Consider the following 14,395-nt stretch of genomic DNA (forward strand, 5'->3'; position numbering starts at 1 on the left):
CAGAATCGGCAGGCCGGAGCGTTCGCAGGCATTACAGGTGCCGTAGGTGTTGGGGATCTCTTCCTGCATGGCGATGTGGATGGCTTTGCTGATGCTCATGAGTAACTCCTTGCCTTCGGCAGGCCGGCGACGATGTGCGACCAGGTGCAGTCGTCGTAGCTGGCGAAGCGGTCCGCCAGGCGCTGCTCGCCGGCCGCTGCCTTTTCCACCTCGTGCTGGATGGTCGGGTGCTGAAGGAGCAGTGGGTGGATCATGAGCATGTGCAGGCACATGCACTGGATATCGGCACGGTCGCGCAGGCCTTGCCTGAAGGCCTTGAGGATCAGGTTCATGGCATGGGTGGGGGCGTTTTCCGGCAAGCCTGAGGAACCTGCGAAGTGCCAGGGTCCATGGGGATGCTGCACGGCACTCAGGCGATGCCAGGCGCCGAGCAGTTGAATGATCTGTGGTGCGACGTGCTGGGTCGCCCTTACGGCCTCGGGGACGGCCAGTTCGCCAGCCATGGGTTCTCGCTCGAATACCTCGCAACTGCCACAACCATCGGGATATAGCCAGCTGCGAACAGGCCCGAGGACTTCGCCTGCGTTTTTCAGGGTTGCGCGCAGCAGCGCCAGCCGCACGGGTTCGAACCAGGCGGTGATACCGTGCGGTTCTGGTTGACGCAGCACCTGACACTGCTGGCTGATGTGCTGGGCGATGAGGTCGGCGGGTTGATCGCTGATCAGCCAGCCACACACGTAGTGCCAGGTAGCTGCCGATTCACGAGCGGCGCAGGTCGCGCTTAATGGGGCAAGGGCTGTGGGCGCATCGCCGGGTTTGGCGAGCCGCACCAGAGCTGGACAGCACTCAGGATCCTGCACCAGCCCGCTGCAGTCGACGCGCGTTACGGCATCACTACCCAGCGCTTCGCTGAGGGCAGCGATGGCCAGCGGGTGCTCAGGCGGGCAGCCGGCGAATGGGTCCAGTAAAAGGTAGAGGGTCTCTTCTGGTTGGCGCTGCTGGTTGGCGAAGTGATCGACCGACTGCACGTAGCCCTGCGCGGACTGGCTCGACATGAGAAGTTCCTTTTCTTCTTGATGGCGAGCAGAAACCTAACGGGGAATCAATGCCGCAGGTAGTTATTGGCTTCCTAACCAGTTGTAGGATTTTTCGCTTTCGGACGAGGTGGTCGTATCGCTCAGGACCTCGGGGATTCTGTTTCAAAGCATTGGCGCATCACGTCAAGGTAACGCCGCGCGCCCAGGCCCAACGGGCGCGACTTGACCCAGATGATGTCCACCCACAAGCGCAACCGGCTGGCCATGTTGTCGAAGCGCACCTCCGCCAGCGCGCCCGAAGCAATCAATGGCTCGACCAACGGCTGCGGCAGGTAGGCCCAACCGAGCCCCGATTGCACCAGGTCGAGCGTGGCCAGGTAGCTGTCGGTCAGCCAGATGCGCCGCGACAGCACCATGCGCGGGTCCGACCCGGTGGCCTTGCCCGAAGCCACGATGATTTGCCGCTGTTCGGCGAAAGCCTCTTCCGGCAATGGCATGCCGTTGTTCTGCCCGGCTGGATGGCGGGGGGAGGCGACGGCCACCAGCAACTGGCTGCCGGCTTCCAGGAATGACTCGCGCTCGTCGATGCCAGGCCGTTCGAAGACCAGTGCCAGTTGCACGCTGCCGTCATGCAGCAGGCGGATGGCTTCTGCCTGGGTGGCCGAGCGCACTTCGATTTCCAGGCTGGGAAATTCCTGGGCGAGGGTTTCCAGCGGCTGGCTCCAGCGGCCGGTCTGCAGTTCGGGGGCCATGGCGATGGTCAGGCGCTTTTCCAGGCCCTTGTGCAGTTGCAGGGCCTGGGCGTCGAGCAGGTTGAGCTGGCAGATCACCTGCCTGGCCTGGGGCTCCAGGGCCAGGGCGGCACTGGTGGGCAAGGCTTTGCGCGTGGCCCGGTCGAACAGCACCAGGTCCAGCTCCGCCTCCAGTTGGGCGATGGCCATGCTCACGGCCGAAGGCACACGCCCCAGCTTGCGCGCGGCGGCAGAGAACGAGCCTGCCTCCAGCACCGCGAGGAAGATTGCCAGGGAGTCGCTGGTAAAGGCCATTGTCAGTAAACCTGATGACGAGGAAGCGTTGTGGCCGAAAAGTATGAACACTCCTCGGCCAGCTTCGCAATGCTTTACAGGTCTTCGGAGAGCACCCGATCAATGCTGTCGACAAAGTAGTCCACGCTCGCCCGGGTGGTGCACATCGGCGGCTTGATCTTGAGGATGTTCAGGTAATCACCGGTCGGCTGCATGAAGATGCCCAGGTCACGCAGGCGGTTGCACAGGGCCATGGTTTCCTCGGTTGCCGGTTCCAGCGTTGCGCGGTCGCGCACCAGTTCCAGCCCCAGGTAGAAGCCCGAACCATGTGCCGCGCCAGCCAGCGGATGCTTGTCCACCAGTGCCTGCAGGCGCGCCTTGAAATAGCGCCCGGTGTCGCGGGCGTTGTCCCACAGGCCTTCTTCCTGCATCACATCCAGCACCGCCATGCCGATGCGGCAACTGACCGGGCTGCCGCCGGCCGAGGAGAAGAAGTAGCCCTCGGCCTCCAGCGCTTCGGCGATCTCGCGGCGGGTGATGACCACGCCCAGTGGCTGGCCGTTGCCCATGCCCTTGGCCATGGTGATGATGTCGGGCACCACGCCCTGTTCCTCGAAGCCCCAGAAGTACTCGCCCAGGCGGCCATAGCCGACCTGCACTTCGTCGGCGATGCACACGCCGCCCCGGGCGCGGACCTTGGCATAGGCTTCGCGCAGGTAACCGGCCGGCAACGAAATACCACCGGCATTGCCGTACACCGGCTCGCAGATGATGCCCGCCAACTGGCGGCCACGGGCGTCGAGGTCGGCCAGCTTGGCGTCGACGTCGCGCAGGTAGTCGGTGGCGCTGTCGGCGCCACGGAAGCGGCCGCGGAAGGTGTTCGGTGCCTCGACCGGGTGCACCCAGTCCGGGCGGGTTTCCAGGGCCTGCGGGTTGTCGGCGATGGAAGTGGAAATGGCATCGGTGGCCACCGACCAGCCGTGGTAGGCCTCCAGCACGCTGAGCAGGTCGCGGCCGCCGCTGTAGGCCCAGGCCAGGCGAATCGCCAGGTCGTTGGCTTCGGTGCCGCTGTTGACCATGAACACCCGGTCGAAACCTTCGGGTGCCAAATCCAGCAGGCGTTCGGAGAACTCGGTGATGGCCGCGTAGTGGAAACGCGAGTTGGTGTTCAGCAGCGACCACTGCCGTGCCGACTCGGCGACCATGCGCGGGTGGCCGTGGCCCAGCACCGCGACGTTGTTGAGCATGTCCAGGTACGAGCGGCCCTGCATGTCGATCAGGTAGTTGCGCCAGCCGCGTTCGATGTGAGGCGGTTGCGCGTAGTAGTGCTTCTGCGAGCGGGCAAAGCTGGCATCGCGGCGGGCCAGCAGGACCTGTGGATCGGGCAGCGGCTCGGCATTGCAGTCGAAGCCCAGCAATGCAGCTGGTGACGGGCACAGGGCCAGCCAGGCGGCCGCCTGGGATGGGGTGGCGAAGAACGGCGGCTGGATGCCGCTATCCAGGCACAGCTGCACGCTGAGGAAGCCACAACTGCTGCCCAGCGACTGGCCTTTTTCCACGGCCTGGCCATCTGCAGGCGCATCTTCCAGGCCTTGCAGCCACAATGCCCAGTGCGCGCTGCGCAGGCAGCCACGGCCGTCGCCATGGCGCTGCCAGGTGCCGGCATCTGGCGCTTGCACCAGGCTGCCGTTGGGTACATGCAGCTCGACGCCCAGGGCACAGGTGGCGGGCTCTTCGGGGCGGTCGATATGGGTTTGCGACAGGCGATACTGCCCGTGCAGGCTGCAGGCCGGGGCCGGTTGCGTGGTCAGCAGGTGCTGGTCGAAGCCCGGTTGCTCCCAGTTGCCCGCCTCGCAATGCTCGCTGAGCACGCCCAGGTCGACGCGCGTCACAACCTGCCCATCCAGTTCCGGGAGCAGGGGGACGCAGCCGCTCAGGTCCGGCGTGGCAGGCTGCAAGCCCGCAGCCTGCAGGATGGCCGCTTCCATCAATGCGAAAGGTACGGCGGTGGCCGTGTCGAAGATTTCCCATTCATGGGCGATGTTGTCGCGGGTGTACTGGTTGCCGGGGTCGACGGCGAGCTGCTGCTCGCTGCTCAGCACCAGCACGGCGGCGCGGTTGAGCACCAGTGGCCACAGCGCCCGCAGTTCGGCTTCGCTCAGAGGGTTGAGCGCCTGGTAGGCACGCACGGCCGGCAGGATGCGCAGCGGGTCGCCCTCGGCGTGGTGCAACAGCGCCGCGCAGGTCACCGACAAGTCGGCGATGCGCCAGGTGCGTAACAGGTCGCCGAAATCGATCACCCCTTGCAGCTGCCACTGGCGCTCGCCATCGCGGGCCCAGACGGCGTTGTCGTCGGTGATGTCCAGGTGCACGGCCTGGCTTGGCAGCTGGTCGACCAGCGGCGCCAGGTGCTCGGCGGCCAGCTGGGTGGCCTGCTCGATGCGCGCGCGTTGCTCGGCGTTGCCCAGCACGGGCAGCAGGTGCTGGATCAGTGGCTGGGCATGTTGCGGGTCCCATTGCAGGGTGCGCGCCAGGCCCGGGTGGTCGAAAGTGGCCAAGGCCTTGTCCAGCCGCGCGCAGAGCCCGCCGAGCTCGGCCATCAGGCGTGGTTCCATGTGCTTGAGGCGGGTCAGTGGCTGGCCGTCGATGTAGTCGAGCAGGCGCATGCGCAGCGGTTGCCCGTCTATTTCCAGCGCCAGCAGCATCTGGCCATCGCTGGCCGGGCGCACGGCGGGCACTGGCAAGCCCTGTTCGCGCAGGTAGGCCAGGGCCGCGTGCTGGGCCTCGAGCTCCAGCTGGGCGTAGCTGCCGTGGCAGGCCTTGAGCACGAAACGGCCTTGTGGTGCGTCTACACGGAAGTTCAGGTCCTGTTGGCTGCCTAGTGCCGAGAGGTTGCCGGCAATGCCGTAGTGCGTTTGCAGCACGGCATGTGCCTGGGCTTCGCCGAGCGCAGGGCTGGGCAGGCCGGAGCGCAGGATCAGCGTGGTCAGGGCAGGGGAGGCGGGCTGGTGTTGTGGGCTGGACATGGGGCTCTACCGTTGCTGCTGGGGTTGACGGTGGAGAATTTATGCCCGATCTGGCTGATGATGGAAGACGATTGTTGTCAGAAAATTTGATGATGGCTTTCGAACCGCCCTGCCTGTACGCCTTTACATTAAATTATTCTCTGCCAATAATTATTGTTATTCAATAATTTCGGATAAAGCCATGATCGACATCTTCCCGCGCCGTGAACTGGCTGCCGACATGGCCAGGCAGCTGTTGAAACCGTCCGCCCTGGATATCGGCTTGAGATCAGGGCTGTTTTTCTCCGGGCTGCGCAGGACTGGTAAAACCACCTTTTTAAAGAACGACTTGATCCCTGCCCTGGAGGAAATGGGTGCATTGGTGATCTATGTCGACCTCTGGAGTGATACCCAGACCAGCCCGGTCGTGCTAGTCCTCGCCGCAGTGCGTAAAGCCCTTGCTGATCTTCAGAAACCTACCTCGGCTTTCTTGCAGAAACTCAAGGCCCTGCGTGGCGCGGAGGTCGAAGTGGCTGGGCTGAAGTTTGGCTTCAACCTGGAAACCTTGGGCACAGAGGGCGGTGTCACACTGGCGGAAGCGCTGACCGAGGTTGTGGACCAGGCCAGGACTGACGTCGTGCTGGTCGTCGACGAGGTGCAGCAGGCAATCACAACCGAGGACGGCCAACAGATGATGCTGGCGCTCAAGGCTGCGCGCGATGCCATCAATCCGCGCCCGAACACGCCAGGGCACTTCCTGTTCATCGGTACCGGCTCTCACCGGGCGATGGTCAACGAGTTGACCGCGCGGCGTAACCAGGCTTTTGCCGGTGCCACAAACGTGCCGTATCCGGTGCTGGACAGGGACTATGTCGAATTCTGGCTCAAGCGGCTCGCAAAAGATGGCCTGGGCAACTTGCCGTCGCTGGATGTCGCGGCACAGGCATTCAAAACGCTGGGCAGCAGGCCCGAGGAGTTCATTCGTGCACTTCGGCAGTTGGTTCACTCACCTGCGTCCGGGATAGGGCCGGATGAGGTGCTGCCGGTAATCGCATCAACGCTGCGGTCGGCGGCTGCTGACCTGGAGCTGATGAAAGTAGAGGAGCTGGGCGTCCTGGCTGAGGCGATTTTTGCCCGGATCGCATCCGTCGAAGGCGATGCGCGTGGGGTGTTCTCCAACGAAGCGGCGGCCGAGTATTCGAAGTCTGTGGGGCGTGAAGTGCGTGTCGAAGAGATACAGCCGGTTGCCAACGAACTGCTGGCCGCTAACCTGATCATGCGTCGGGGGCATGGGCTGTATGGGGTGACCGACCCCTTTGTACAGGAGATCTGGCGCGAGCGGCAGGAGTTGTTGGGCCGGCTCTGAGCTGCATCAGCCTAGGCCAGCTGGCGCCGGATCCATCAGCGCCTTGCCTATCGCACTCAGGTAGTGGGCAGCCCAGATCATCATCGGCTTCTCGACAGTGAATTGGGTGTATTCCGTGGTCATTTTGAATCCCCTGAAAATTCTCGACTGCCTGGGCCGGCCTCTTCGCGGGCACGCCCGCTCCCACAGGTACTGCGCAAGTCTTGAAACCTGTGGTGGCCCTGTGGGAGCGGGCGTGCCCGCGAAAGGGCCGGCCCTGGCGACATATTAATCAGCCTTGGTGCAAGTCTTGGGTTCGGCGAGGATTGGGAAATGGCCTACAAGGAAGGGGATAAGTCTGTTTTTCACCTCGCCGAAAGCGGGCCGCTTTGCGGCCCATCGCCGGCAAGCCAGCTCCCACAGGGATAGCGCATGGCTTGAAGCCGGCGCGGTCAAAAGCTAACTAGCCGCATCCACTTCCAAGAACGCCGCCTCCAGCAACTGCCGGGTATACGGATGCTGCGGCGCATGGAAGATCGCCTGTGCATCCCCTTGTTCCACCACATGCCCATGCTTGATCACCATCAACTGGTGGCTCAACGCCTTGACCACCGCCAGGTCATGGCTGATGAACAGGTAGGTCAGGTTGTATTTCTGCTGCAGATTGCGCAGCAACTCCACCACCTGCCGCTGCACCGTGCGGTCCAGCGCCGAGGTAGGTTCATCCAGCAGGATCAGCGCCGGCTTCAATACCAACGCCCGGGCAATGGCAATGCGCTGGCGCTGCCCACCGGAAAACTCATGCGGATAGCGATGCCGCGTGCGTGGGTCCAGCCCCACTTCCTCCAGGGCCGCAATAATCGCTGCTTCCTGTTCCTGCGCCGTGCCGATGCGGTGGATGCGCAACCCTTCGCCGACAATATCCTCCACGCACATGCGCGGGCTCAGGCTGCCGAACGGGTCCTGGAACACCACCTGCATTTCCCGGCGCAACGGGCGCACGGCCTTCTGGTTCAGCCCTTCCAGATCCTGCCCATGAAAGCGAATGCCGCCCTGGCTGGAGATCAGCCGCAAGATCGCCAAACCCAAAGTCGACTTGCCCGACCCGGACTCGCCGACAATCCCCAGCGTCTGCCCTTGCGGCAAGCTGAAGTTGACCCCGTCAACCGCCTTCACATGGTCGACCGTGCGCCGCAGCAGGCCCTTCTTGATCGGGAACCACACCTTGAGGTCATCCACCTCCAGCAACGGCGCGCCCACCGGGTTGTGCGCCGGTAGCCCGCTGGGTTCGGCATTGATCAGCATCTGCGTGTAGTGGTGCTGCGGTGCGCTGAACAGCCTGGCGCATTCGGCCTGCTCGACAATCTGCCCGTGCTGCATCACGCACACACGGTGGGCGATGCGCCGCACCAGGTTCAGGTCATGGCTGATCAGCAGCAGGGCCATGCCCAGACGCGCCTGCAGTTCCTTGAGCAGTTCGAGAATCTTCAACTGCACGGTCACGTCCAGCGCCGTGGTCGGCTCATCCGCAATCAGCAGTTCCGGCTCGTTGGCCAGGGCCATGGCGATCATCACCCGCTGGCGCTGCCCGCCCGACAGCTCATGGGGCAGTGCCTTCAGGCGCTTGCGTGGCTCGGGAATGCCGACCATCTCCAACAGCTCCAGGGTGCGCGCCGTGGCCTCCTTGCCGGTCAGGCCCTTGTGCAACAGGAGGATTTCGTTGATCTGCTTCTCGATGCAGTGCAACGGGTTCAGCGAGGTCATCGGCTCCTGGAAGATCATTGCAATGCGGTTGCCGCGAATGCGCTGCATGGTCTTCTCGTTCTGCTGCAGCAGGTCCTTGCCCTCGTAGCGGATGCTGCCGCTGGGGTGGCGGGCCAGGGGGTAGGGCAGCAGGCGCAGGAGCGAGTGTGCGGTAACCGATTTGCCCGAGCCACTCTCGCCCACCAGTGCCAGCGTCTCACCCTTGCGGATGTCGAAGCTGATGCCGTTCACAACGCGGTGGGCCTGGTCCCCGGTGACGAACTCCACCGCCAGGTCGCGCACTTCGATCAGGTTCTGTTCACTCATGTCACTTCCTCGGGTCGAAGGCATCGCGGGCGGATTCGCCGATGAACACCAGCAGGCTCAGCATCAGCGCCAGCACGGCGAAGGCGCTGATGCCCAGCCATGGGGCCTGCAGGTTGGACTTGCCCTGGGCCACCAGCTCGCCCAGCGATGGTGCGCCCGGCGGCAGGCCGAAGCCGAGGAAGTCCAGGGCGGTGAGGGTGCCGATGGCGCCGGTGAGAATGAACGGCATGAAGGTCATGGTCGAGATCATGGCGTTGGGCAGGATGTGCCGGTACATGATCGCGCCGTTGCGCATCCCCAACGCGCGGGCTGCGCGCACGTATTCCAGGTTGCGCCCGCGCAGGAACTCGGCGCGTACCACGTCCACCAGGCTCATCCACGAGAACAGCAGCATGATGCCCAGCAACCACCAGAAGTTGGGCTGCACGAAGCTGGCGAGGATGATCAGCAGGTACAGCACCGGCAGGCCCGACCAGACTTCCAGGAAACGTTGCCCGGCCAGGTCGACCCAGCCGCCATAGAAGCCCTGCAAGGCGCCGGCGATCACGCCGACGATTGAGCTGAGCACGGTCAGGGTCAGGGCGAACAGCACGGAAATGCGGAAGCCGTAGATCACCCGTGCCAGCACATCGCGGCCCTGGTCGTCGGTACCCAGCCAGTTGTCCGCCGAAGGTGGGGCCGGGGCGGGTACGCGCAGGTCGTAGTTGATGCTCTGGTAGCTGAACGGGATCGGTGCCCACAGCACGAAGCTGTCTTTCTTCTCCAGCAGTTCGCGGATGTACGGGCTCTTGTAGTTGGCTTCCAGCGGGAATTCGCCGCCAAAGGTGGTTTCCGGGTAGCGCTTGAACGCCGGGAAGTACCATTCGCCGTCGTAGCGCACGGCAATCGGCTTGTCGTTGGCGATCAGCTCGGCGCCCAGGCTCAGGCCGAACAGGATCAGGAACAGCCACAGCGACCACCAGCCACGGCGGTTGGCCTTGAAGCGCTCGAAGCGCCGGCGGTTGAGGGGGGACAAGGCCATGTCAGTGCTCCCGGCTGGCGAAGTCGATGCGTGGATCGACCAGGGTGTAGGTCAGGTCGCCGATCAGTTTCACCACCAGCCCCAGCAGGGTGAAGATGAACAGGGTGCCGAAGACCACCGGGTAGTCACGGTTGATGGCTGCCTCGAAACTCATCAGGCCGAGGCCGTCGAGGCTGAAGATCACCTCGATCAGCAAGGAACCGGTGAAGAAGATGCCGATGAACGCCGAAGGGAAACCGGCAATCACCAGCAGCATGGCGTTGCGGAACACATGGCCGTACAGCACCCGTGGCCGGCTCAGGCCCTTGGCCTTGGCGGTGACCACGTATTGCTTGTTGATCTCGTCGAGGAAGCTGTTCTTGGTCAGCAAGGTCATGGTGGCGAAGTTGCCGATGACCAGCGCGGTGATCGGCAGCACCAGGTGCCAGAAGTAGTCCAGCACCTTGCCGGTGGTGCTCAGCTCGTCGAAGTTGTTGGAGGTGAGGCCGCGCAGCGGGAACCAGTCGAAGTAGCTGCCGCCGGCGAACAGCACGATCAGCAGGATGGCGAACAGGAACGCCGGGATGGCGTAGCCGACGATGATCGCCGAACTGGTCCACACGTCGAAATGGCTGCCGTGGCGCACGGCCTTGGCAATGCCCAGCGGGATCGACACCAGGTACATGATCAGCGTGCTCCACAGCCCCAGCGAAATCGACACCGGCATCTTCTCGATGATCAGGTCGATGACCTTGGCATCGCGGAAGAAGCTGTCGCCGAAGTCCAGCCGGGCGTAGTTCTTGATCATGATCCACAGGCGCTCGGGCGGCGACTTGTCGAAGCCGTACATGCGTTCGATCTCGGCGATCAGTGCCGGGTCCAGGCCCTGGGCGCCACGGTAGTTGGAGCCGGCCACGGACACTTCGGCACCGCCACCGGCAATGCGGCTGGTGGCGCCTTCGAAACCTTCGAGCTTGGCGATCATCTGCTCGACCGGGCCGCCGGGGGCGGCCTGGACGATGATGAAGTTGATGATCAGGATGCCGAACAGGGTCGGGATGATCAGCAGCAGGCGGCGCAGGATGTAGGCCAGCATGTTATTCGGCCTCGTCCGCAGTGGTTTCGCTGACGGCCGGGGTTACGCCGGGCTTGATCCACCAGGTGTCGATGCCGATGTCGTACTTGGGCGAGACGTCCGGGTGGCCGATGTGGTTCCAGTAGGCCACGCGCCAGGTCTTGATGTGCCAGTTTGGGATCACGTAGTAGCCCCACAGCAGTACGCGGTCGAGGGCCCGGCAGTGGTCGATCAGGCTCTGCCGCGAATCGGCATTGATCAGCTGTTCCACCAGCTGGTCGATGGCCGGGTCGCGCAGGCCGATGAAGTTGCGGCTGCCGGGGTTGTCGGCGGCGGCACTGGACCAGAACTCGCGCTGCTCGTTGCCCGGCGAGTTGGACTGCGGGTAGCCACCGACGATCATGTCGTAGTCGCGCGAGCGCAGGCGGGTGATGTACTGGGACACGTCGACCCGGCGGATATTCAGGTCGATGCCAAGGTCGGCGAGGTTGCGCTTGAACGGCAGCAGGATGCGTTCGAACTCGGTCTGTGCCAGCAGGAACTCGATGCTCACCGGCTTGCCCTGGGCGTCGACCATCTTGTCGTCGACGATTTTCCAGCCGGCTTCCTGCAGCAGCTTGTAGGCCTGGCGCTGCTGTTCGCGGATCATGCCGCTGCCGTCGCTGACCGGGTTGCGGAAGGCTTCGCTGAATACCTGCTCGGGTACCTTGCCACGCAATGGTTCGAGGATTTTCAGCTCGCTGGGGCCGGGCAGGCCGCGGGCGGCCATTTCCGAATTGTCGAAGTAGCTGCCGGTACGGGTGTAGGCACCGTTGAACAGCTGCTTGTTGGTCCACTCGTAGTCCAGCAGCAGGCTCAGCGCCTGGCGCACGCGTACGTCCTGGAACACCGGGCGGCGGATGTTGAAGATGAAGCCCTGCATGCCCGTGGGGTTGCCGTTGGGCAATTCTTCCTTGATCAGGCGGCCATCGCGCACGGCGGGTACGTTGTAGGCGGTGGCCCAGTTCTTCGCGCTGACTTCCAGCGCATAGTCGAACGCACCAGCCTTGAGTGCCTCCAGGGCGACGGTGGTGTCGCGGTAGGAGTCGAAGGTCATGACGTCGAAGTTGTAGAAGCCGCGGTTGATCGGCAGGTCCTTGGCCCAGTAGTCCTTGACCCGCTCGTAGCGCACCGAGCGCCCGGCCTTGACCTCGGCGACCTTGTACGGGCCGCTGCCCAGCGGGATTTCCAGGTTGCCGCGGTTGAAATCGCGGCTTTCGTACCAGTGCTTGGGCAGTACCGGCAGTTGGCCGAGAATCAGCGGCAGCTCGCGGTTGTTCTTGTGCTTGAAGGTGAACAGCACCGTCAGCGGGTCTTCGGCGACCACTTCGGCGACGTCGGCGTAGTACTGGCGGTACAGCGGCGCGCCGTCCTTGATCAGGGCATTGAAGGTGAATACGACGTCGTCGGCGCGCATCGGGTGGCCGTCGTGGAAGCGTGCCTCGGGGCGCAGGTAGAAGCGCACCCAGCTGTTGTCCGGGGCCTTTTCGATCTTGCCGGCCACCAGGCCGTACTCGGTGAACGGCTCGTCCTGGCTCTGGCGCATCAGGGTGTCGTAGATGCTGCTGATGTTCTCGGCCGGCACGCCCTTGTTGATGAACGGGTTGAGGCTGTCGAAACCGCCGAAGCTGGACTGGCGGAAGGTGCCACCCTTGGGTGCGTCAGGGTTGACGTAGGCGAAGTGCTTGAAGTCGGCGGGGTACTTGGGTGGCTCGTCGTACAGGGTGAGCGCATGTTGCGGTGCGGCCAGGGCGGGAAGGCTCAGGCAGGCAAGCAACAGGCTGCCGGCCAGCCGGCGCAGTCGGTGCGTTGGCGTCATTGGGCTTTCTCCGAAGTCTTGATCCACCAGCTGTTCAGCCCAAGGGTGTAGGGCGGCGTGGTGACGAAGGCGAACCGGTTACGGTAGGCCAGGCGATGATTGTCGAGGTACCAGTTGGGGATCATGTAGTACTGCCATGAGAGCACGCGGTCCAGGGCGCGGGCGGCGGCGACCTGGTCATCGCGGGTACGGGCGGCGAGCAGGGTGTCGAGCAGATGGTCGACCACCGGGTCCTTGACCCCAGCATAGTTCTTGCTGCCCTTGGTCGTGGCCTGGCTGGAGTGGAAGTACAGCCACTGTTCGAGGCCCGGGCTCAGGGTCTGGTTCAGGGTCATCAGAATCATGTCGAAATCGAACTGGTCCAGGCGTTGTTTGTACTGGGCGCGGTCCACGGTACGCAAGCGCGCATCGATGCCGATGCTGGCCAGGTTTTCGACATACGGTTGCAGGATGCGTTCAAGGTTGGGGTTTACCAGCAGCAGCTCCATGCGCAGCTGCTGGCCCTTGCTGTCGACCAGGCGCTGGCCGTTCAGCTTCCAGCCGGCTTCGGCGAGCAGGCCGAGGGCCTGGCGCAGGGTCTGGCGGCTGATGCCACGGCCATCGCTCTGGCTGACCTTGTAGGGTTCGCTGAACAAGCTGGCCGGCAACTGGTCACGGAACGGCGCCAGCAGCAGCCATTCCTTGCCGGTAGGCAGGCCGGTAGCGGCGAATTCGCTGTTGGGGTAGTAGCTGGTCGAGCGGCGGTAGGCGCCGCTGAACAGGGCGCGGTTGGTCCACTCGAAGTCGAGCATCAGCCCCAGCGCCTGGCGTACCCGTGGGTCGCTGAAGGTGGCCCGGCGGCTGTTCATGAACAGGCCCTGGGTTTGCGTGGGGATGCGGTGCGGGATCTGCGCCTTGATCACCTCGCCCCGGCGCACGGCCGGGAAGTTGTAGCCGTTGGCCCAGTTCTTCGCCTGGTGCTCGATATAGATGTCGAACTCGCCGGCCTTGAACGCTTCGAAGGCGACCGTGGCGTCGCGGTAGAACTCGTATTCCACGCGGTTGAAGTTGTATTTGCCACGGTTTACCGCCAGGTCCTTGCCCCAGTAGTTCTTCACCCGTTCGAACACCAGCCGGCGCCCAGGCTGGACCTGGGTGATGCGGTAGGGGCCGCTGCCCAGCGGGGGCTCGAAGGTGGTGGCCTTGAAGTCGCGCTTTTGCCAGTAGTGCTTGGGCAGCACCGGCATTTCGCCCAGGCGCAGGATCAGCAGCGGGTTGCCGGCGCGCTTGAACACGAAGCGGATGCGCAGCGGGCCGAGGATGTCCACCCGCTGCACTTCCTGCAGGTTGGTGCGGTAGATCGGGTGGCCATCCTTGAGCAGCGTGCGGTAGGAGAAAGCCACGTCTGCCGAGGTGATCGGCTTGCCGTCATGCCAGTGGGCTTCCGGGCGCAGGTTGAACACCACCCAGCTGCGGTCCTCGCTGTACTCCACCGAGCGGGCGATCAGGCCGTAGCTGGAGGTCGGCTCGTCGCCGGACGGGTCGTACTGGCCGGTGCCGACCATCAGCGGCTCGTTCAGCTCGCTGATGCCGTATTGCTGGAAATTGGGCGTGGTAATCGGGCTCGACCCCTTGAAGGTGTAGGGGTTGAGGGTGTCGAAGGTACCGAAAGCCATGGCCCGCAAGGTGCCGCCCTTGGGCGCTTGCGGGTTGACCCAGTCGAAATGGGTGAATGTGGCTGGGTACTTGAGCGTGCCGAACTGCGCGTATCCGTGGCTTTCGCTCACCATCGCGGCTGCGGGAAAGCTCAAGGCCAGGCTGAGTGACAGCAGGAGGGGACGTATCAAGTCGGCATCCGATCCAGAGGCGTTGGGCTTTGATCGGGGTACAGTAACAGCTTGGTGGGGTTGGAAAAAGAGAGGTTTTGAAGGTGGGGTTGGCGGGCGTGCCTGCTTCTGTCCAATGGGAATGACGCGGTAGCTGTAGGAGCGGCCTTGTGTC

Annotated in this window: 9 protein-coding genes; 1 reads left to right on the plus strand and 8 read right to left on the minus strand. The window is 63.9% G+C overall.

Features of this window, described 5'->3' with window-relative positions; all coding sequences use genetic code 11:
- Positions 1-95 precede the first annotated feature (95 nt).
- The 3 genes from CAG00_RS14835 to CAG00_RS14845 all read right to left on the minus strand — a co-directional run bounded on the left by CAG00_RS14835 (position 96) and on the right by CAG00_RS14845 (position 5,088).
- A complete protein-coding gene (locus CAG00_RS14835) occupies positions 96-1,055 on the minus strand; it encodes a hypothetical protein (protein ID WP_085664601.1) in 960 nt (319 codons plus the stop codon).
- 122 nt (positions 1,056-1,177) lie between these two features.
- Positions 1,178-2,083: a LysR family transcriptional regulator gene (locus CAG00_RS14840; protein WP_025339945.1), complete on the minus strand. Its 906-nt coding sequence runs from the start codon at positions 2,081-2,083 to the stop codon at positions 1,178-1,180.
- A 74-nt stretch (positions 2,084-2,157) separates the two neighbouring features.
- Positions 2,158-5,088 (minus strand): aminotransferase, encoded by a 2,931-nt coding sequence (locus CAG00_RS14845; RefSeq protein ID WP_085664602.1) that lies wholly within the window; start codon positions 5,086-5,088, stop codon positions 2,158-2,160.
- A 181-nt stretch (positions 5,089-5,269) separates the two neighbouring features.
- Here CAG00_RS14845 and CAG00_RS14850 point away from each other — a divergent pair, with 181 nt between their 5' ends.
- A complete protein-coding gene (locus CAG00_RS14850; RefSeq protein WP_085664603.1) occupies positions 5,270-6,433 on the plus strand; it encodes an ATP-binding protein in 1,164 nt (387 codons plus the stop codon).
- A 438-nt stretch (positions 6,434-6,871) separates the two neighbouring features.
- Here the strand turns inward: CAG00_RS14850 and CAG00_RS14855 are convergent, their stop codons facing one another.
- Genes CAG00_RS14855 through CAG00_RS14875 form a run of 5 tightly spaced genes read right to left on the minus strand, consistent with a single transcriptional unit; the run spans position 6,872 to position 14,241 of the window.
- A complete protein-coding gene (locus CAG00_RS14855) occupies positions 6,872-8,482 on the minus strand; it encodes an ABC transporter ATP-binding protein (protein ID WP_085664604.1) in 1,611 nt (536 codons plus the stop codon).
- 1 nt (position 8,483) lies between these two features.
- A complete protein-coding gene (locus CAG00_RS14860; RefSeq protein ID WP_085664605.1) occupies positions 8,484-9,503 on the minus strand; it encodes an ABC transporter permease in 1,020 nt (339 codons plus the stop codon).
- A 1-nt stretch (position 9,504) separates the two neighbouring features.
- On the minus strand, positions 9,505-10,578 hold the full coding sequence (locus tag CAG00_RS14865) for a microcin C ABC transporter permease YejB (RefSeq protein ID WP_009686399.1): 1,074 nt from the start codon (positions 10,576-10,578) through the stop codon (positions 9,505-9,507).
- A gap of 1 nt (position 10,579) precedes the next feature.
- Positions 10,580-12,415, minus strand: coding sequence for an extracellular solute-binding protein (locus CAG00_RS14870; protein WP_085664606.1), 1,836 nt, complete (start codon positions 12,413-12,415; stop codon positions 10,580-10,582).
- Positions 12,412-14,241 carry an extracellular solute-binding protein gene (locus CAG00_RS14875; protein ID WP_218191638.1) on the minus strand — a complete coding sequence of 610 codons (1,830 nt, stop codon included), beginning with the start codon at positions 14,239-14,241 and terminating at the stop codon, positions 12,412-12,414. The genes CAG00_RS14870 and CAG00_RS14875 overlap by 4 nt, the downstream gene beginning before the upstream one ends.
- Between the last annotated feature and the right edge of the window lie 154 nt (positions 14,242-14,395).

The sequence above is a fragment of the Pseudomonas sp. B5(2017) genome, from assembly GCF_002112825.1.
Classification (GTDB): domain Bacteria; phylum Pseudomonadota; class Gammaproteobacteria; order Pseudomonadales; family Pseudomonadaceae; genus Aquipseudomonas; species Aquipseudomonas putida_Z.

Coding starts and splice junctions, on each gene's coding strand:
- CAG00_RS14860 (WP_085664605.1), bottom strand. CDS start 9,503: ATGGCCTTGTCCCCCCTCAACCGCCGGCGCTTCGAGCGCTTCAAGGCC.
- CAG00_RS14865 (WP_009686399.1), bottom strand. CDS start 10,578: ATGCTGGCCTACATCCTGCGCCGCCTGCTGCTGATCATCCCGACCCTG.
- CAG00_RS14850 (WP_085664603.1), top strand. CDS start 5,270: ATGATCGACATCTTCCCGCGCCGTGAACTGGCTGCCGACATGGCCAGG.
- CAG00_RS14855 (WP_085664604.1), bottom strand. CDS start 8,482: ATGAGTGAACAGAACCTGATCGAAGTGCGCGACCTGGCGGTGGAGTTC.
- CAG00_RS14870 (WP_085664606.1), bottom strand. CDS start 12,415: ATGACGCCAACGCACCGACTGCGCCGGCTGGCCGGCAGCCTGTTGCTT.
- CAG00_RS14840 (WP_025339945.1), bottom strand. CDS start 2,083: ATGGCCTTTACCAGCGACTCCCTGGCAATCTTCCTCGCGGTGCTGGAG.
- CAG00_RS14845 (WP_085664602.1), bottom strand. CDS start 5,088: ATGTCCAGCCCACAACACCAGCCCGCCTCCCCTGCCCTGACCACGCTG.
- CAG00_RS14835 (WP_085664601.1), bottom strand. CDS start 1,055: ATGTCGAGCCAGTCCGCGCAGGGCTACGTGCAGTCGGTCGATCACTTC.